The organism is Actinomyces polynesiensis (assembly GCF_000820725.1).
Lineage (GTDB): Bacteria > Actinomycetota > Actinomycetes > Actinomycetales > Actinomycetaceae > Pauljensenia > Pauljensenia polynesiensis.
On the sequence record NZ_CCXH01000298.1, the window covers coordinates 19880 to 37982 of the forward strand.

20 protein-coding genes are annotated in these 18103 nt (G+C 68.1%); 13 read left to right on the forward strand and 7 right to left on the reverse strand.

Features of this window, described 5'->3' with window-relative positions; all coding sequences use genetic code 11:
* Positions 1–85 precede the first annotated feature (85 nt).
* The 4 genes from TA90_RS12400 to TA90_RS12415 all read right to left on the reverse strand — a co-directional run bounded on the left by TA90_RS12400 (position 86) and on the right by TA90_RS12415 (position 3001).
* On the reverse strand, positions 86–853 hold the full coding sequence (locus tag TA90_RS12400; RefSeq protein WP_043536922.1) for a MerR family transcriptional regulator: 768 nt from the start codon (positions 851–853) through the stop codon (positions 86–88).
* A gap of 15 nt (positions 854–868) precedes the next feature.
* A complete protein-coding gene (locus tag TA90_RS12405; RefSeq protein ID WP_043536946.1) occupies positions 869–1642 on the reverse strand; it encodes an ABC transporter permease in 774 nt (257 codons plus the stop codon).
* 5 nt (positions 1643–1647) lie between these two features.
* On the reverse strand, positions 1648–2433 hold the full coding sequence (locus TA90_RS12410) for an ABC transporter ATP-binding protein (RefSeq protein WP_043536948.1): 786 nt from the start codon (positions 2431–2433) through the stop codon (positions 1648–1650).
* Positions 2434–2620: 187 nt separating this feature from the next.
* A complete protein-coding gene (locus TA90_RS12415; RefSeq protein WP_043536924.1) occupies positions 2621–3001 on the reverse strand; it encodes an ArsR/SmtB family transcription factor in 381 nt (126 codons plus the stop codon).
* Between the two features lie 95 nt (positions 3002–3096).
* On the opposite strand from TA90_RS12415, the gene arsM reads away from it, so the two are divergent.
* The 3 genes from arsM to arsA all read left to right on the forward strand — a co-directional run bounded on the left by arsM (position 3097) and on the right by arsA (position 6399).
* Positions 3097–3870, forward strand: coding sequence for an arsenite methyltransferase (gene arsM / locus TA90_RS12420; RefSeq protein WP_197067907.1), 774 nt, complete (start codon positions 3097–3099; stop codon positions 3868–3870).
* A gap of 184 nt (positions 3871–4054) precedes the next feature.
* Positions 4055–4489, forward strand: a complete 435-nt coding sequence (arsD, locus tag TA90_RS12425) for an arsenite efflux transporter metallochaperone ArsD (RefSeq protein ID WP_052450866.1) — start codon at positions 4055–4057, stop codon at positions 4487–4489.
* Positions 4480–6399, forward strand: coding sequence for an arsenical pump-driving ATPase (gene arsA, locus TA90_RS12430; RefSeq protein WP_082031695.1), 1920 nt, complete (start codon positions 4480–4482; stop codon positions 6397–6399). The genes arsD and arsA overlap by 10 nt, the downstream gene beginning before the upstream one ends.
* Here arsA and TA90_RS12435 read toward each other — a convergent pair.
* The gene (locus TA90_RS12435; RefSeq protein ID WP_043536928.1) at positions 6364–7752 is read right to left on the reverse strand and encodes an FAD-dependent oxidoreductase; all 1389 of its coding nucleotides are present in this window, start codon (positions 7750–7752) and stop codon (positions 6364–6366) included. The genes arsA and TA90_RS12435 overlap by 36 nt on opposite strands.
* A gap of 141 nt (positions 7753–7893) precedes the next feature.
* Between TA90_RS12435 and TA90_RS12440 the strand changes: the two genes are divergently transcribed.
* Positions 7894–8565, forward strand: coding sequence for an arsenate reductase/protein-tyrosine-phosphatase family protein (locus TA90_RS12440; RefSeq protein ID WP_043536930.1), 672 nt, complete (start codon positions 7894–7896; stop codon positions 8563–8565).
* 137 nt (positions 8566–8702) lie between these two features.
* Here the strand turns inward: TA90_RS12440 and TA90_RS12445 are convergent, their stop codons facing one another.
* Positions 8703–9266, reverse strand: coding sequence for a dihydrofolate reductase family protein (locus TA90_RS12445; protein WP_043536932.1), 564 nt, complete (start codon positions 9264–9266; stop codon positions 8703–8705).
* A 207-nt stretch (positions 9267–9473) separates the two neighbouring features.
* On the opposite strand from TA90_RS12445, the gene TA90_RS12450 reads away from it, so the two are divergent.
* The 9 genes from TA90_RS12450 (at position 9474) to TA90_RS14015 (ending at position 17095) form a co-directional block, all read left to right on the forward strand.
* Positions 9474–9725, forward strand: a complete 252-nt coding sequence (locus TA90_RS12450; RefSeq protein ID WP_043536934.1) for a type II toxin-antitoxin system Phd/YefM family antitoxin — start codon at positions 9474–9476, stop codon at positions 9723–9725.
* On the forward strand, positions 9725–9979 hold the full coding sequence (locus TA90_RS12455; protein WP_043536935.1) for a Txe/YoeB family addiction module toxin: 255 nt from the start codon (positions 9725–9727) through the stop codon (positions 9977–9979). The genes TA90_RS12450 and TA90_RS12455 overlap by 1 nt, the downstream gene beginning before the upstream one ends.
* A gap of 369 nt (positions 9980–10348) precedes the next feature.
* Positions 10349–10708 (forward strand): Cd(II)/Pb(II)-sensing metalloregulatory transcriptional regulator CmtR, encoded by a 360-nt coding sequence (cmtR, locus tag TA90_RS12460; protein ID WP_043536954.1) that lies wholly within the window; start codon positions 10349–10351, stop codon positions 10706–10708.
* Positions 10705–12648, forward strand: a complete 1944-nt coding sequence (locus tag TA90_RS12465) for a heavy metal translocating P-type ATPase (protein WP_147513502.1) — start codon at positions 10705–10707, stop codon at positions 12646–12648. The genes cmtR and TA90_RS12465 overlap by 4 nt, the downstream gene beginning before the upstream one ends.
* A 162-nt stretch (positions 12649–12810) precedes the next feature.
* A complete protein-coding gene (locus tag TA90_RS12470; RefSeq protein ID WP_043536958.1) occupies positions 12811–13377 on the forward strand; it encodes a recombinase family protein in 567 nt (188 codons plus the stop codon).
* 6 nt (positions 13378–13383) lie between these two features.
* The gene (locus TA90_RS12475; protein WP_074015406.1) at positions 13384–14835 is read left to right on the forward strand and encodes a Mu transposase C-terminal domain-containing protein; all 1452 of its coding nucleotides are present in this window, start codon (positions 13384–13386) and stop codon (positions 14833–14835) included.
* Positions 14822–15721, forward strand: a complete 900-nt coding sequence (locus TA90_RS12480; RefSeq protein WP_043536937.1) for an AAA family ATPase — start codon at positions 14822–14824, stop codon at positions 15719–15721. Before TA90_RS12475 ends, TA90_RS12480 begins: the two co-directional genes overlap by 14 nt.
* A 27-nt stretch (positions 15722–15748) precedes the next feature.
* Positions 15749–16318, forward strand: a complete 570-nt coding sequence (locus TA90_RS14740) for a type IV toxin-antitoxin system AbiEi family antitoxin domain-containing protein (RefSeq protein ID WP_147513503.1) — start codon at positions 15749–15751, stop codon at positions 16316–16318.
* 84 nt (positions 16319–16402) lie between these two features.
* On the forward strand, positions 16403–17095 hold the full coding sequence (locus tag TA90_RS14015) for a nucleotidyl transferase AbiEii/AbiGii toxin family protein (RefSeq protein ID WP_074015407.1): 693 nt from the start codon (positions 16403–16405) through the stop codon (positions 17093–17095).
* Between the two features lie 213 nt (positions 17096–17308).
* Here TA90_RS14015 and TA90_RS12490 read toward each other — a convergent pair.
* Positions 17309–18103, reverse strand: a 795-nt coding sequence (locus tag TA90_RS12490; RefSeq protein ID WP_043536938.1) for a glutamate-5-semialdehyde dehydrogenase, incomplete at its 5' end; no start/stop codon positions are given.

The window sequence follows — 18103 nt, forward strand, 5'->3', positions numbered from 1 at the left end:
GGGAACAGGGGCCGCCCTCGTCAATGGGGACGGACCGAGCCCCGCCGGACGCGCACGGTCCCCGGGGACTTGGTCCGCCCCGCGGTCACCGCCCGTCGTCGGTGCGCTCGAAGCGTGTCCAGCCCTTCCAGCCGCGCTCGGCCAGCAGTTCCAACAGGCGCGTGGCAGCCGGGCCCGACTCGGCCATCGTCGTGTCCATGAGGTCGATGAACGGGTCGTCGAACCCCTCGACATTGAGTTCGCCACGCTCGGCGGCGCGGGTGAGCACACGGTCGAGGATGTCGGCGGCCTCAACCACGCGGGGATCGTCGGCGGTGAACCCGAGCGCCTGGCTGAACAACTCGTAGAGCCTCACGATGTCCGGGTCGTCCAGGTCGCGGTGCTTGGCCTCCATCATCGCGTCGATCCGGTCGGGCAACTGCGCGGCCACCATGATCCAGGCGTCACGCTCACGCTCGATGTAGTGCTCACTCACCCCCAGACCCCGCAGCCGGTCGAGGTAGCCGACGACGCTCTGGGGCAGGGCGAGGTGCTCGCCGGCCGCGAGCTGCGCCAGGCGCCTGCGGGTGTCCTGGATGCGACGCACCTCGGCGCGCAGCCGGGCGTCGATCCCCCGCACCTCGGCGGCGAACTCCTCCGGCCCGGCGTCGAGCAGCCCCTCGACCTGCGCCAGTGGTACGCCCGCACTGGCGAGGGCGTGGATGCGGATGAGCCGGACCACCGCCCCGGCGTCGTAGCTGCGGTAGCCGGAACGGTCGCGCTCAGGCTCGGGCAGCAGACCGATCCGGTGGTAGTGCCGGACGGCAGCCACCGTCACCCCCGTGTAGGAGGCGAGCTGACCGATGGTGAGCATGACGACCAGTCTCCCCTACGAGATTCTTCTGCGGTACACGGCCATGGCGGCGATGTACGCGACCACGAAGATCCCCACGCACCAGGCCAGCGCGACCCAGATGTCGCTGCTGACGGGCTGCCGGGCGAACAGCTGACGGATCGTGTTGACGATCGAGGTCACCGGCTGGTGCTCCGCGAACCAGCGCACCGGGCCGGGCATCGAGTCGGTCGGCACGAACGCGGAGCTGATGAAGGGTAGGAAGATCAGCGGCTGCAGGACGGCGCTGGCCCCGTCCACCGACTTCGCCGACAGGCCCGCCAGTACCGCGACCCAGGTGAGCGCCAGGATGAACAGGAACAGGATGCCCACGACCGCGAGCCAGGCGAGCACACCCGCACCCGTGCGGAAGCCCAGCGCCAGCGCGACTGCGACCACCAGTGCCACCGACACGAAGTTCGCGACGACGGAGGTGACGACGTGGGCCCACAGCGCCGAGCTCCGTGCGATCGGCATCGAGTGGAAGCGGTCGAAGATGCCGCCCTGCAGGTCGATGAACAACCGGTAGGCGGTGTAGGAGATCCCCATGCCGACGGTGATGAGCAGGATGCCCGGCAGGACGTAGTCGATGTACCCGCCCGCGCCCCCACCCCGTCCGGTGTCCACGGCTCCGCCGAGCACGTAGACGAAGAGCAGCATGATCGCGATCGGCATGACCGCGGTGGTGATGATGGTGTCGGGGCTGCGCGTGACGTGCTTCATCGAGCGGCCGGTGAGGACGGCGGTGTCGGAGAGGAAGGTGTCGGCCATCGGGGTCACTCCCCCTCGTCCGTGCCGGGTGCCCCGGTGTCGCTGCTGCCGACGAGGGCGAGGAACACGTCCTCGAGGGAGGGTTGCTTCACCACGTACTCGACCTTCGCGGGTGGCAGGAGGTGTGTGAGCTCCTCGAGGGTGCCCTCGGTGAGGATCCGTCCCCGGTGCAGGATCGCGATGCGGTCGGCCAGTTCCTCGGCCTCGTCGAGGTACTGCGTCGTGAGCAGGACGGTCGTGCCGTCGGAGGCGAGCTGTTCGACGACCTTCCACACCTCGATGCGCCGTTCGGGATCGAGGCCGGTGGTTGGCTCGTCGAGGAACACGACGGGAGGGTCCCCGATGAGGCTCATGGCGATGTCGAGGCGGCGGCGCATCCCCCCGGAGTATTCGGAGGCCCGTCGATCGGCCGCGTCGACGAGGGCGAACCGCGCCAGCAGGTTCTCGGCGACCCGGCCGGGGTCCGTGACGTGGCGGAGCCTTGCCACCAGCACCAGGTTCTCCCGGCCCGTCAGCATCTCGTCCACGGCGGCGAACTGACCGGTGAGGCTGATGGACTCACGCACCCGGGCGGGCTCGCGTGCCACGTCGAAGCCGGCGACGGTCGCGGTCCCCGCGTCGGCCTTCAGCAGGGTGGCGAGGATGCGCACCAGCGTGGTCTTGCCCGCACCGTTGGAGCCGAGCAGGGCGAAGATCGACCCGTGTTCGACACTGAGGTCCACGCCCCTGAGCACGGCGAGGTCACCGTATGCCTTCTCGAGGCCCGACACCTGGATCACCGGCTCGTTCATGCGGTGGTCACCCCGAGCCATGCACCGACTCCCGACATGTGTCCCCTCCTCGTCCCGGGGCCGACCACGTACGACGGCCGTCCCGTGCGAACTGCGCGTGCGAACAGGATGCAGGGTTGATGTGGGATCAAGGTCAAGTCCTCCCGCGCGAGCACGCTCAGCGCCCCGGGTCACACCGGCGGAGAGCTCAGCTCCGTGGCGTCCACAGGATGGGGCCGAGTGCGCTGGTGAGGTCCTCCAGCGCTGCGGGGACCACGCGGAAGTAGGCCCACTTCCCCCGTTGCTCGCGCGTCACCAGCCCGGCGTCGCCCAGCTGCCTCATGTGGTGGGAGACGGTGGGTTGCGAGAGACCGACGGGTCCGGTCAGCTCGCAGATGCAGGCCTCACCCTCCGGGCTGGTGGCGATCAGGGACAGCAGCCTCACCCGGGTGGGGTCGCCCAGCGCCTTGAACACCTGGGCGACCCGGTCGGCGTCCACCGGGGCGGCGAGCGCGATGGACGTCGACGAGGACGATCCACAGCAGCTGGCGTCGGCGGGGTCAGGACTCGTGTTCGCGACCGTGCTCATGGGGTACAGCCTACCTCTCGTATTGACAGCCGTCGATGCATTGCGACAGGATGGATCGCATAGACGTACGTCGATGGGAAGTGGGTATGACCGACATGGGCGAAGTTGCCAGGGATGCGGTGCGTCAGCGATACGCGGACGCCGCTCGGTCTGTCGCCGAAGGTCGCTGTGGCACCGCGACCAGCTCCTGCTGCGAGCCCTCCCCGGCGACCGGAGCCGTGTCGACTGGGGTCGGGACAGTCTTCGGGTCGGTGCTCTACGACGCGGCCCAGACCAGTGGTCTGCCCACCCACGCCGTCCTGGCGAGCCTGGGCTGCGGCAACCCGACGGCAGTCGCTGATCTGCACGAGGGCGAGTGCGTGCTCGACCTCGGGTCCGGGGGTGGCATCGACGTGCTGCTCTCGGCCCGCCGGGTCGGACCGAGCGGATTCGCCTACGGCGTGGACATGACCGATGAGATGCTGGAACTGGCGCGGGCGAACGCCGCCGAGGCCGGGGCCGACAACGTCGAGTTCCTCAAGGGGACGATCGAGGCGGTACCGCTGCCCGACGCTTCGGTCGACGTCGTGATCTCCAACTGCGTCATCAACCTTTCCACCGACAAGTCGGCGGTGCTCGCCGAGATGTTCCGCGTCCTGGCCGACGGCGGCCGGATCGGGGTCTCCGACGTCGTCGCCGAGGACGAGGTGAGCGCCGCAGAGCGGGCCGAGCGGGGTTCCCGCGTCGGATGCGTGGCAGGAGCCCTCTCCCGGTCGGAGTACCTCGATGGCCTCGCGGCCGTCGGCTTCGCGGACGCCTCGGTGGAGTTCACCCACCAGGTCGCACCCGGCATGCACGGAGCCGTCATCCGCGCCACAAAACCACACTGAGGCCAAGACCGGCGAGGCCCTGGGCAGGTACGGCCCCACCCGCCGCGGCCAGGTCGCAGCGCACAACCAGCCGGGCCGGTCACTGCGGGCCGGTACGGCCCCACCCGCCACGCCCCACCCGCCACACCGCGAAGCCCGACACCAGCCACCAGCCACCAGCCACCACAACTCAGGAGAGTCACCCATGACACAGACGCACACCGCCGACCCGGCCCAGCCCACCCGCATCACCTCACGGTTGATCGAGGTGTTCGAACCAGCCCTGTGCTGCAACACGGGCGTGTGTGGGACGGACCCCAGCCAGGCACTGATCTCCTTCACCGCGGACTGCTCGTACCTCGCGTCCCGCGGCGTGAGGGTACTTCGCCACAACCTGGCCAACGATCCCCAGGCCTTCGTCGACAACGGGACCGTCAGGGCCTTCCTCGACGTGGTCGGATCAGCCGGGCTGCCACTGGTCCTCGTGGACGGAGTCACCGTGGCCACCGGTTCCTACCCGGACCGCGCCCACCTGGAGCAACTGGCGCTCCCCCACCCTGACGAGCCGGTCCACAATGACCTGGGACTCACCGCTGCAGGCCCCGCCGAGAGCTGCTGTGAGGGCGGATCATGCTGTTGAGCGATGTGAGGACCGGGGACCACGCGCGGTCCGGGGCAGGGCAGCCGCACCCCGACACCACGTTCCTCACCTCACTGCCCAAGTTCGTGTTCTTCACCGGCAAGGGTGGTGTCGGCAAGACCTCGGTGGCCTGCGCCACCGCCGTGACACTGGCCGAACGAGGCAGCAGGGTGCTGTTGGTCAGCACTGACCCGGCCTCCAACGTCGGGCAGGTCTTCGCCCAGCACATCGGCAACAGCATCGTCCCCCTGGAGGCCGTGCCCGGCATCGACGCCCTGGAGATTGATCCTGAGGCAGCTGCGGCCGCCTACCGTGAGACGGTCATCGGACCGGTTCGGGCCTTCCTGCCCGCTGCGGAGATCGCCACCATGACCGAACAACTCTCGGGATCCTGCACCACGGAGATCGCCTCCTTCAACGAGTTCACCGACCTCCTGGCCGACCCGGGGCGCACGCGTGGCTACGACCACGTCATCTTCGACACCGCACCGACCGGTCACACGATCCGCCTCCTCCAACTCCCCGGGGACTGGAGCCGCTTCATCGACGACGGACAGGGTGACGCGTCCTGCCTCGGGCCCATGTCCGGCCTGGACAGGCACCGCGAGGTCTATGCGGCGGCCGTCCTCGCCCTCGCAGACCCACAACGGTCCCGGCTGGTGCTGGTCGCCCGACCGCAGGACCCCACCCTCCGGGAGGCCGAGCGCACGCACAGGGAACTGGCTGACATCGGGCTCGTCAACCAGTACCTCGTCATCAACGCGGTCATGCCCGCCGCCGGCGACACGGACCCCCTCCGGACCGCGATCCGCACCCGGGAGCAGCGTGCGATCGACACGATGCCCCCCGGGATCGCGTCCCTGCCACGCGACGTCCTCGAGCTGCGCCCCTGGAACATCATGGGAGTCAGACGACTGCGCGACCTCTTCACCCCCTACCCGGACGAGGGCGCTCCCGGAGCCGGATCCACCACCGAAGAGGAGACCCCCTCCTCCACCCGGCCCGGTCCCGGTCTCCCCCCGCTGGGCGCACTCATCGACTCCCTGGAGTCGGAGGGCAACGGTCTCATCCTGTGCATGGGCAAGGGAGGTGTCGGCAAGACGACCATCGCCCAGTCGATCGCCGCGACCCTGGCTTCCCGCGGCCACGAGGTCCTGCTGACCACGACGGATCCGGCTGGGATCGTGGCCGAGGCACTGGGTCACGACCTGGACGACCTCACGGTGGAACGCATCGATCCGGACGAGGCCCTCACCGAGTACTCGCGCGAGGTGCTCGCCACCAAGGGCGCCCACCTCGACGAGGCCGGTCGACGACAGCTGGCCGAGGACCTGCGCTCCCCCTGCACCCAGGAGGTCGCAGTGTTCCGCCAGTTCTCCGCGGCCATCGCACAGGCGGACCGCAAGTTCGTCGTCATGGACACCGCCCCCACCGGGCACACCCTCCTGTTGCTGGACGCCACGGGCTCCTACCACCGCGAGGTCATCCAGCAGATGGGCGCGGGCACCGGGTGCGTCACCCCCCTGATGCGCCTCCAGGACCCCCACCGCACGAGGCTCCTGATCGTCACGACCCCGGAGACGACACCCGTTCTGGAGGCCGTACAGCTCCAGGACGACCTCGCCAGGGCCGACATCACCCCGTGGGCGTGGATCGTCAACGACTCGGTCACCGCAGCCGACCCGACGTCACCCTTCCTGCGTGCCATCGCCGCCAACGAGGCAGAACCACTGGAACGGGTCCGGTCAGCGGCCGAGCGCCTGGCCGTGGTCCCCCTGCTCGCGGATCCGCCGACCACAGCCCCCGCTCTGCTCGCCATGACCGTGTCCCCGGACACCAGGGCGGTCGCCACACCGGTCGGTGCAGTGACCGGATCAGCTGCGGGCCCGCGTCTGTCCCAGCCGAGCTGACCAGGTCTGGGCCGCGACCTGGACGGCGTCCCACGGTGAGCCCAGGGGTGGGGTGTAGGCGAGGTCGAGGTCGCTGATCTGGTCGATCGTGAGTCCGCAGTGGAGGGCAGTGGCGAAGGTGTCGACCCGCTTGGCGACCTCGCTGCCGCGTCGGCCCACGAGCTGGGCACCGAGGAGACGCCCGTCTGTGGGGTCCCCGGTGATGCGGAAGTGGATCTCGTTCGCCCCCGGATAGTAGGCCTTGTGGTCATCGGCGACCGAGGCGACCGTCACAGGAGTGCGACCGACGCCAACTGCTTCATGGTCGCGCACGCCGGTGCGCGCCGCCACCAGGTCGAAGACCTTGACCACCTGGGTACCGACGGAACCGGCGAAGGACCGGTTCCCACCCACGGCGTTCTCCCCCGCGGTGCGGCCCTGCTTGTGGCTGGTGGTGCCCAGCGGTAGGTAGGTCTCACCCAGGAGGCGGTGGTGGGTGATCACGCCGTCACCGGCGGCCCAGATGCGAGGGAGCCCGGTGCGCATGTGCTCATCCACCACCACGGCGCGCCCCGCACCGAGACCCGCTCCCGCACGCTGGAGGAGCTCCGTGTTGGGGCGCACACCGACGACGACGAGCACGAGGTCCGCGGTCTGCTCGAAGGCCCCGCCCTCGTCGGCGCCGCGGACCGTCAAGCCCCCCGGGGTCTTCTCGACACCGGTGACAGTGGTGCCCACCCGTACCCTGACGCCGTGGGCAGTGAGCTCCTCGTGGACGAGGGTGCCGAGTTCGGGGTCGAGGGTGGAGAGCACCTCCCCGCCGCGCTGGAGCTGGGTCACCTGCAGTCCGCGGGCAGTGAAGGCCTCCGCCATCTCCAGGCCGACGTACCCGGCGCCGACGATGATCACCGAGGCGGGGTGACGCTCCTGGAGGGAGCGCTCGAGGGCGAAGGTGTCCCCCATCGAATGGATGACGTGGACCCCGTCACCCGGACCGAGGAGGTCGAGCCCGGCAATCCCGACGCGGGAGGGCAGTGCGCCCGTGCCGACGACCAGTTCGTCGTACGGCATCCACTCCCTGCATCCCTCGGGAGTGCGGACCTCCAGGCGTTGGTCGGCGACGTCGATCGCGGTGGCCAGCGTGTCAGGTCGCAGGGTCAGACCTGCTGCCTCGAGGTCAGCCACGGTGCGGTGTGCGAGGGACTGCCACGGGGCCACTTCTCCGGTGAAGTAGTACGGGATGCCACAGATGGAGTAGTTGGGGTACTCGTCCGCCACGACGACACTCACATCCGTGTCAGGGGCGAGCTCCCGGGCGCGCAGTGCTGCGGAAATGCCGGCATCACTGCCGCCGACCACGATCAGATGGGTCACGGGTGGGCCTTTCGACGGGTGGGTCGTTCGCCACCAGCGGGGGAACCGGTGGACGGGGTTGCCCCTGTCCTGGGGCGCCCCAGGAGTCACTGGGTGGGACTCCTCTTGACGCGAGAGTATCACTCAATCATCATTGAGGTAATGAGCACTGAGCAATTGGATCTGTCGGGCCGGGTCGCGAGGTTCGCGGCACTGGCCGACCCCGTGCGCCTGCGGATCGTCGACCTGCTCACCCTGGGCGACCTCGCGCCCGTCGAACTCCAGGACCAGCTCGGCATCTCCTCCAGCCTGCTCGCACATCACTTGAACTCGCTCGAGGACGCGGGCATGCTGGCACGCACCCGCTCCGAGGCGGACCGTCGTCGCACGTACCTCCACCTGACCCCGACCGCATTCGCCGACCTGCTGCCATCCCCGACCATGGGCGTACGGCGCGTGGTCTTCGTGTGCACGGGCAACTCTGCACGCTCCCAATTGGCCACCGCCCTCTGGCACCGGTGCAGCGCCGTACCGGTCGCATCTGCGGGCACGCACCCTGCCGCAGCCATCGAGCCGGGGGCAATCGCCACTGCCGCACGCCACGGCGTCGCCCTGCGGGCACGCAGTCCACGGGCAGTCGACCAGGTACTGGTGGCAGATGACTGCGTGATCACCGTCTGCGACTCCGCCCACGAGGAGCTCGGCGGTCGGGGACGGATGCACTGGTCGGTGCCCGACCCCGTGCGCGACGGCTCGGATGCCGCCTTCGATGCGACATTTGAGGATCTGGCGGCGCGCGTCCACGACCTTGCGCCGCGCATCTCCATCGCCTGAGAGCAGGGTCACCCGCGGCCAACACGAACCAGCACCACAGGATCATCCATGCCTCGGTCGACCCCAGTGCCGCCCTCGTCAATGCGGTCGGGTGCGACGGCGGCGAGTGTCCCGCGCGCCCGACGGACGGCCCGATCTCAACGTCCCCGGTAGTGCAGGAGCACGACCCCGTTCTCGAAGGTCCGCTGCTCCACGAGGTCGAGGGCGAGCCTGCAGTCGTCAGGCAGCGCACGCAGCCCACCGCCCACGGTCTTCGGGACGATGAAGAACCTGAAGTCCCGCACCAGACCAGCACGGATCGCCTCCGCCGCCGTTGTCGGTCCGAAGATCTCCACCTCCCCCGCCGCATCGTCGACGATGCGCTCGAGCCCCTCGAGGTCGAGGTGGGGCGTCAAGGTCACGCTCCCCTCCCCCAGATCGGACTCACCAAGGGTCGAGGACGCGACCACCAAATCCAGGGCCAGCCAGCGGCGGGCGAACTCCTTCTCGGCGTCGCCCCACTCCTCCCCCTCCGGCTCGGCCTCCCAGTACCTCATCAACTGGTAGGTCCTACGCCCGAGCACCTCGGTGGAGACCGCCCCCATGCGCTCCACGTGGAAGTCGAAGACCTCCTCATTGGGCGCCGACCACTGGAAGTCGCCATCGGCGTCGGCGGCGTACCCATCGACAGAGACAGTTGCGGTGAAGCTGAGAGTGCCCATACCTGATCGTAGTGCGACGCGGGTCACAAGGGGCGAGGACAACAGCGGCCGCCCTCGCGCCCGTGTTGATGGATGGAGCGGCGTCGGCCCCTCGAGCGACGAGTAGGCGCTACAGGGAGGGATGCACAACGCACACCATGGCTCTTTCGACATCCGAGTGGTACCGTAAATAGGTACGGTTCCATCGACACAAGGAGAGGTCTGAGGATGTCCATCAGCGCCAGCGAAGCGCGCAAGACCCTGTTTCCCCTCATTGAACGTGTGAACGAGGATCGCGACGCAGTTGAGATCGTTTCCCGGAAGGGCAATGCCGTTCTCATGGCTGCCGACGAGTACGCGGCCTGGCAGGAGACTGCCTATCTGTTCCGCTCGCCCGCCAATGCTCGCAGGCTGCTCGATGCCTACGAGAGCGCTCGATCGGGAGACTCGGAGCCGCACGAGCTCGACCGGGAGGACTGATGCGCTTGGTCTGGGCCTCGTATGCGTGGGAGGACTACAAGCACTGGCAGACCGCGGACCGGAGGACTCTCAAGCGACTCAACGCTCTCATTGACGCATGCCTGCGCGATCCATTCGACGGTATCGGGAAGCCTGAGCAGCTCAAGTACGGCGCCCAGGGTGCGTGGTCCAGAAGGATCAGTGACGAACACCGCCTGGTGTACCTGGTGGACGGCGATGACCTGGTCATTCTCCAGGCGAGGTACCACTACTGAGCCGCTCTCACGGCCGCCCGCGGGCGGGAGTGACACATGGCGTTCGCCGCGTGCCGCGTCGACGTCGACGCCGACGTCATTGAGACGGGTGCATTCTTCCACAGCAAAGATCGACGCACGCTGTCAAAATGGGGACGTTTTCGGTACCCTTTTGCCATGGGACCACGAGTCATGGTGTGAGTCGCATCGATTGATGGCGCGGTTCCAGCACGTTTCGGTGGCGGCTCGGTGTGCCGCCGTGTGCGGCGCTGCCACTGTCGGGCCCGGGTAAGCCGTTCGGTTGACCGCGACTGACTTGTGGCCAGCGACGGGCGTCAGAGCGAGGCGCAGATCCAACAACGCGTCAGCGAGGGCTGTATAGTTCAGTCCATGCTGACTATTGCTTCGCGTCTCGACGTCATGAACCGGCTGGGCCGGGCCATGGCGGACCCGACGCGCTCCCGGATCCTGATGACCCTTCTTGATAGCCCGAGCTACCCGGCTGTGCTGTCGCGCGAGCTGGAGCTGACTCGCTCGAACGTGTCGAACCATCTGACGTGCTTGCGAGACTGCGGGATCGTCGTCGCAGAGCCCGAAGGACGGCAGACTCGTTACGAGATCGCCGACCCGCATCTCGCTGCGGCCCTCGTCGCTCTGGTGGACGTGACACTCGCCGTGGACGAGCAGGCTCCCTGCGTGGACTCGACGTGCACGGTGCCGGGCTGCTGCGGGACTGGAGCGGGTGCATGAGCGCGGCGTGTGGGTGCGAGCACGAGAGTGCGACGCCGACAGGTGAGGAGCTCGAGGGCGCGGAGCGGCCGTGGTGGAAGGACCGCAGTGTTCTGGTCCCGATCTTCTCCGGTGTCGCATTTCTCAGTGGTCTGATCTCTGAGCGGTCCGGGGCTGAGACCGTGGCTCTGGTCCTGTTCTGGATCGGCCTGCTGCTGGGCGCGTCGACCTTCACACCTGGCGCGGTCCGGAGGCTCTTCAAGGGCAAGATCGGTATCGGCTTGCTGATGACGATCAGTGCGATCGGCGCGGTCCTTCTCGGTTACGTCGAGGAAGCAGCCGCTCTGGCGTTCCTGTACTCCATCGCCGAGGCGCTGGAAGACAAGGCGATGGATCGCGCCCGCGGTGGTCTGCGGGCGCTGTTGAAGCTCGTGCCGGACACCGCGACCGTGCTGCGCGACGGGGCCTCCATCGAGGTCGCGGCGAAGGAGCTGACTGTCGGCCAGCTCATGGTGGTTCGTCCGGGAGAGCGGATCGCGACCGATGGCATCGTCCGGGCGGGACGCTCCAGCCTGGACACCTCGGCGATCACGGGCGAGTCGATCCCGGTGGAGGTCGAGCCCGGTCACGCGGTCTCGGCTGGCGCGATCAACAGCGCCGGCGCACTGGAGGTCGAGGCGACCGCGGCGGGCACCGACAACTCGCTCACCACGATCGTGGAGCTGGTCGAGAAGGCGCAGACCGAGAAGGGCGAACGTGCCCGCCTAGCCGACAAGATCGCCCGTCCGCTCGTCCCTGGTGTCCTGATTCTTGCTGCGCTGGTCGCAATCATCGGCTCGCTGCTGGGCGATCCAGAGCTGTGGGCAACGCGCGCCCTCGTGGTGCTGGTGGCAGCCTCGCCCTGCGCGCTAGCGATCTCCGTCCCGCTGACAGTCGTCGCCGGCATCGGCGCGGCGAGCGAGTTCGGAGTGATCATCAAGTCTGGAGCGGTCTTCGAGCGCTTCGGCACCGTCCGGCACGTGGCCGTTGACAAGACCGGCACGCTCACCCGCAACCAGCCTGCCGTCGCCGCAGTCCTCACCGTCGACGGCCTCACCGAGGCACAGGTGCTCGCATGGGCCGCTGCACTGGAGCACCACAGCACTCATCCTCTCGCCGCGGCGATCACCGCCGCCGCCCCGGGCGTCACCGCAGCGGCGGATGTGACCGAGCAGGCGGGGCACGGCATCGAAGGCACCGCCGATGGTTCGACGATCACCGTCGGCAGCCCGCGCTGGCTCGACGCCGGTGAGCTCGGCGACCGGGTCGAGGGACTGGAAGAGCAAGGCATGACCGTCGTGATCGTGCACCGCGACGGAGCGCCAGTCGGCGCGATCGGCGTCCGAGACGAACTACGCCCCGAAGTCCCCGAGGTCGTCCGTACCCTCGCAAGCCAGGGGGTCGGCATGACGATGCTCACCGGCGACAACACCCGCACAGCCCAGGCCCTTGCCGCCCAGGCGGGGATCGTCGACGTGCGCGCGGAACTGCGCCCTGAGGACAAGGCCGCCGCGATCGGAGCGTTCTCCGAGGCGGGACCAGTCGCGATGATCGGCGATGGCATCAACGACGCGCCCGCTCTCGCGGCAGCCGACATCGGCATCGCGATGGGCGCGACCGGATCGGACGGCGCGATCGAGTCCGCCGACATCGCGTTCACCGGCCATGACCTGCGTCTCATCCCCAGAGCGTTCGACCACGCCCGTCGGGGCCGCCGCATCATCAACCAGAACATCATCCTGTCCCTGTTGATCATCACCGCGCTGCTCCCGCTCGCCCTCTTCGGTGTCCTGGGGCTCGCTGCCGTGGTCCTGGTCCACGAGGTCGCCGAGGTCATCGTGATCCTGAACGGACTGCGCGCCGCCCGAACCCACACGCCTCAGACGGACGGCCGACGCTCGCTACTCCCAGACAGTGTCTAGTTCCTCCCTCGAGGCCGGCGACAGCCACCAGGCCTGGGGTGTCTCATGGATGACCGTCCATGAGACCGTCGCCCCCATCACGGTGCTGCACGGCGCGTCGTGTTTCATGGGCCGTGTCCGAGACCTATGTACCGCGAGGCACGTTGGCGGTACATTCGGCTCGTGGCTTCGATCGGATACGCGCGCGTTTCGACCCGGGAGCAGAACCCGGACGGTCAGACGGACCTGCTCGCCGCCGCCGGGTGCGAGAAGGTGTTCGTCGAGCACGCCTCAGGTGTGCTCGCCAAGCGGCCGGCACTCGACGACGCGCTCGAGTACCTGCGTTCCGGTGACACGTTGGTGGTGACTAAGCTCGACAGGCTTGGTCGATCGGTGCGGAACCTCAAGGAGGTCGTCGAGAGCCTTCAGCAGCGGGGCATCGGTCTGAAGGCACTGTCCCAGGGCATCGACACCACGACACCGGGTGGCCGCCTGTTCTTCCACATGCTCGCTGCCATCGCCGAGTTCGAGCATGACCTGATCGTCGAGCGCACCCAGGACGGTCTTGCCGCCGCCCGCGCGAGAGGTCGCAAGGGTGGGGGCCGGTTCAAGATGACGGCGACGAAGGCGCGTCAGGCCAGGGCGATGTATGACGAGAAGTCCTACACGGTCCAGCAGATCGCTGAGACGTTCGGGGTCTCGCGCGGCACGATCTACCGCCACCTCGCCCAAGACGCACGGCCGATGTGAGGGGACGTGCCGGCGCGGTGGGAGGTCTCAGACAAGATCGCTCTCCTGCGCCGCCACGACGACGGTGTCCCATGGACGCGGCTGGCAGCCGAGTCGGGGGTCCCGCTGCGCACCCTCTCGCGCTGGGCGCACGCCTACCGGTCTGACCCCACCTCACACAGCCTCGCTCGGCGCCAACGCAGCGATCATGGCCGGCGTCGAATCCCGGCAGAGCTGATCGAGATAGTCGAAGCTCTCGCCCTGGCAAAGCCGGCTCCGACAGTGGCGTTCATCCACCGCCGCGTGGCCGGCATCGCACACGATCGCGGCCTGTCTGCCCCCAGCTACTCCAGCGTCCGGAGCCTGGTCGCCGGGATCGGTCCCGGCCTGCGCGCTCTGGCCGAGCACGGGGACGCGGGATACCGGGACAGGTTCGAGCTGGTGCTGCGGCGCTCGGCCGAGCGACCCAACGAGCAGTGGCAGGTCGACCACACTCTCCTGGACGTGGCGATCCTCGACGCCAAGGGCACCCAGGTGCGCCCCTGGCTGACGGTGGTCCTGGACGACTACTCCCGCGCCGTGGCCGGCTACACCCTCTTCCTCGGCGCACCTTCGGCCGAGCAGACGGCGCTCGCCCTGCACCAGGCCGTCAACGCCAAGACGAACCCGGGCTGGCCGGTCTGTGGGCTGCCCGAGGTCCTCTACAGCGACCACGGTTCGGACTTCACCTCCGCTCGCCTCGAGCAGGTCTGCCTAGACGCCCACATCCGGCTGATCCACTCCCGGGTCGGGATCCCCCAAGGGCGGGGGAAGATCGAGCGGTTCTACCGGACCGTCACCACCGAGCTCCTGCCGCACCTGCCCGGGTACATCCCGCACGGCACGAACGGCGCACCGGTCACCTCCCCGTCGCTCTCGCTCGAAGACCTCGACGCCATCCTCGAGCAGTACGTCGTTGCCGAGTACAACGCCCGCCCCCACTCCCAGACACACCAGGGGCCGACCGTCCGGTGGAGCGCGAGCGGCTTCATCCCCCGCAGCCCCGCCCACCCCGAGGATCTCGACCTGCTCCTGCTCACCGCGGCCACCACCCGCAAGGTCCAGCGCGACGGCATCCAGTTCGCCTCGACCCGCTACCTCTCCACGGTCCTGGCCGCCTACGTCGGGGAGCAGGTCACTGTTCGCTTCAACCCCCGCGACGTCGGGGAGATCCGCGTGTACTTCAACGACGAGTTCTTGTGCCGGGCGATCGCCCCTGAGCTATCCGCCGAGTCGATCTCCCTCGACCAGCTCCAAGCCGCCCGCCGTCAACGCCGCCGCGACCTCAAGGACCAGCTCCGCCAACACCGCACCCTCGCCAGCGCCCTGCCCAGCGATACCCGTTACGCCCCACCAGCAGTCAGCACCGACGACACAGCACCGCCACCGGCTCCTGAGCCCCGACCACGACATGGACTGCGTCTGTATGCCACCGACTAAGAAGCTCTCCGTGCTCGGCAAAGACGACGACGGCCGGCGGTTCCTCACCGGCACCTTCGACGAGGTCAACTCCGCCGCCCCGCACCCTCACCCCGTCCCGTCCTTCTACAGCACCCGCGAGCACCGGCGGTTCGCCGAGTTCGCCGACACCGTGCGCACCCACCGCTACATCGGACTGTGCTGGGGCCCACCCGGGATAGGCAAGACACTCTCAGCCCGCCACTACGCCGGCGTCGACACCTGGGAGCAATGGCAATACGACATCGCCGACACGGTCGGACCCGTGCCGCCACGGGTCCTGGAAGTGCGCACCGCGTTCTACACCCCCACGGTGGCCGCCACCATCAAGCAGATCGACCAAGGCCTACCCCGAGCCTGCCAAGCGATCTCCTACGCGATCGACTACGACGAGCTCGGACTCGTCGACCCCTACGTTCACGACGCCTCACGCTCCCCCGGGCGCACCGAGCTGCTCATCATCGACGAAGCCGACAGGCTCAAGAGCACCGGTCTTGAGCAAGTCCGCGACTACTACGACCGCCACCACATGGGCGTCATCCTCATCGGCATGCCAGGCATCGAAAAGCGCCTCGCGCGCTATCCCCAGCTCTACAGCCGCATCGGCTTCGCCCACGAGTACAGACCCCTCGGCCCCGACGAGCTCACCGCTGTCCTCACCACGCGCCTACCCGCCCAGCACACCGACCACGACCCCATCGCGCACGCCACCGCCCTGGCCACCATCGCTCGCATCACCGCAGGCAACTTCCGACTCCTGGACCGCCTGGCCACCCAGATCGAACGCATCCAGACCATCAACGACCTCCACACCCTCACCCCAGAGCTCGTCGACGCCGCTAGAGAAGCCCTCCTCATCGGCCACTGACCGCTACCAGAAGCACGCCACCAAGCGATGCGACTCACAGAGTCATGGCGCGGGACGAGCTCTGGGAGACTGCTGCCGTTCAGCACGGATACGTCACTGCCCAACAGGCAGTGGATCTCGACGTGGGGTCGGGAAGCGATCAAGAAACTCGTCCAGCGCGGGACGTTGGTCAGAGAAGCGTTCGGCGTCTACCGCTTTCCCAAGTATTCCGTCTCTGAGGCCGACCCCTACATGCTCGCCGTGCTCTGGACGCGAGTACCTGAAGCCGCTCTCAGTCATGAGACTGCGCTGGCCGTCTACGACCTCAGCGACGTCAACCCGAATCAGATCCATGTGACAGTGAGTTCCCAGCGGCAATTGCGTCGAAAGAATGATGAGCACTACGCCGTTCACTACGAGGACCTGGACGCAGCACAGATCGGATGGTGGCAGGAAATCCCCACCGTAACTGCGGCCACTGCGATTGAACAGTGCCTCGTATACGGGACGCCCACATACCTGCTGCGGCAGGCCATCGATCAGGGAAGCACCTCGGGGCGTCTGACAACTGCCGAACAGGAACGTCTCACGAGAGCACTGGAGCACCGACGTGGCTGAACGGATCTCATCACATCTGGCAGGGCTACTCCACACCATGGTCCCGAAGCCGAAGCAGCCGAACTCGGCCAGCATCCTGAACTCATGGATCGCCCAAGCAGAGCGACGAAGGACATTGACGGCCTCGTTCGAGGGGATCTCGGCGAGTTCATGCAGACCTTGGAAGAGGTGCTCGCAGAGCCATGGGGGCCATTAACCCTTCGCCACGGACCGGTCACGGTCATCGATGTACCAACACGTGTCCAGAAGCCTCGCCGCTTCGACATCTACATTGAACTGCGTGGCGTCACCTGGCGACGCATCCAGTTCGAGATCGCTCCCGACGAAGCCGGTATCGGCGACGAGTCCGAGTCAATAGAACCAGCTCCTCTCGGAGCATTCGGACTTCCGGACCCGGACTCACTGGTGAGCATCACCCTGAGGTACCAGATCGCACAGAAACTGCACGCTGTCTCAGATCCACACGACCCACCGAACACCGTGAATGATCGAGCTCGGGACGTCGTTGATCTGCTCCTGATCCGCAACCTCACAACCGTCATCGGTCTTCCCACCAACACAGAGATCGCCACGGCCGCCCGAGCAGTGTTCCGAAGCCGTGCCGAGGAGGCGATCCGACTCGGACTCACACCACGTCAGTGGCCAGCAGTCATCATCAGCTATCCGCACTGGGAGACGGACTACGAACGTGCTGCAGAGTCGGCCGGAGTCGAACTCCCCCTGGATGATGCCGTCGCTCAGGTCAACGCGTGGATCGTAGAACTCCAGCGCGTCTGAACCTCACTGGCCGAACAACGCGCTCTGAGTCGAGGACCACAGCATCACGGCAAGACGGTCCCATCCACGGAGACTCCTCGGTACCGCGGTCATCCGGTCCCGAGGAGCAGCCCCGCCCTCGTCGATGCCGATGCCCGCACGCGCTGGACGCGGCCGCCGGAACTCAGCCCGCAGCGCGCCCCTGTCCTGCCACTCCGCGCGCCGCGGTGGACGTCATCTCCGGATCGCGCCGTCCCCCTCGATGACCCAGGTCGTCGTGGTCAGCTCCTCCAGGCCCATGGGACCGCGCGCGTGAAGCTTCTGGGTGGAGATCCCGATCTCGGCTCCGAGGCCCAGCTGGCCGCCGTCGGTGAAGCGCGTGGAGGCGTTGATGGCGATGGCCGCGGAGTCCAGTTCCGTGCGGAAGCGGTGGGCGGAGTCGATGCTGCGCGTGCAGATCGCCTCCGTGTGGCCGGTGGAGTGGCGGCGGATGTGCTCGATCGCCTCGTCCAGGTCGGCCACCACCCGCACGGCCAGGTCCATGGAGAGGTACTCCCGCCCCCAGTCCTCCTCGGTGGCGTCGACGACCAGCTGCTGGTCGATACCCGGCACCTCGCGGGCGATCCCCACCGTCGCCTGGTCCCCGTGGATACGGACCCCGGCCGTGGTGAGGCGGGTGAGGGCCTGTACCAGGAACTCCTCGGCGACATCCTGGTGGACCAGGAGGGTCTCGGCGGCGTTGCACACGCCCACGCGCTGGGTCTTGGAGTTCATGACGATGTTCTCCGCCTGCGCCAGGTCCGCGCCGGCGTCGACGTAGACGTGGCAGTTGCCGGTGCCGGTCTCGATGACGGGGACCCGGGCGTGGTCGACGACGGAGCGGATCAGCCCGGCACCGCCGCGCGGGATGAGGACGTCGATGCCGCCGCGGGCCTCCATCAACGCCGTGGCTCCCGCGCGACCCCACGGGTCGACCGTCTGGACGAGGTCCGCGGGCAGGTCGGCGGAGACCAGCGCGTCGCGCAGCAC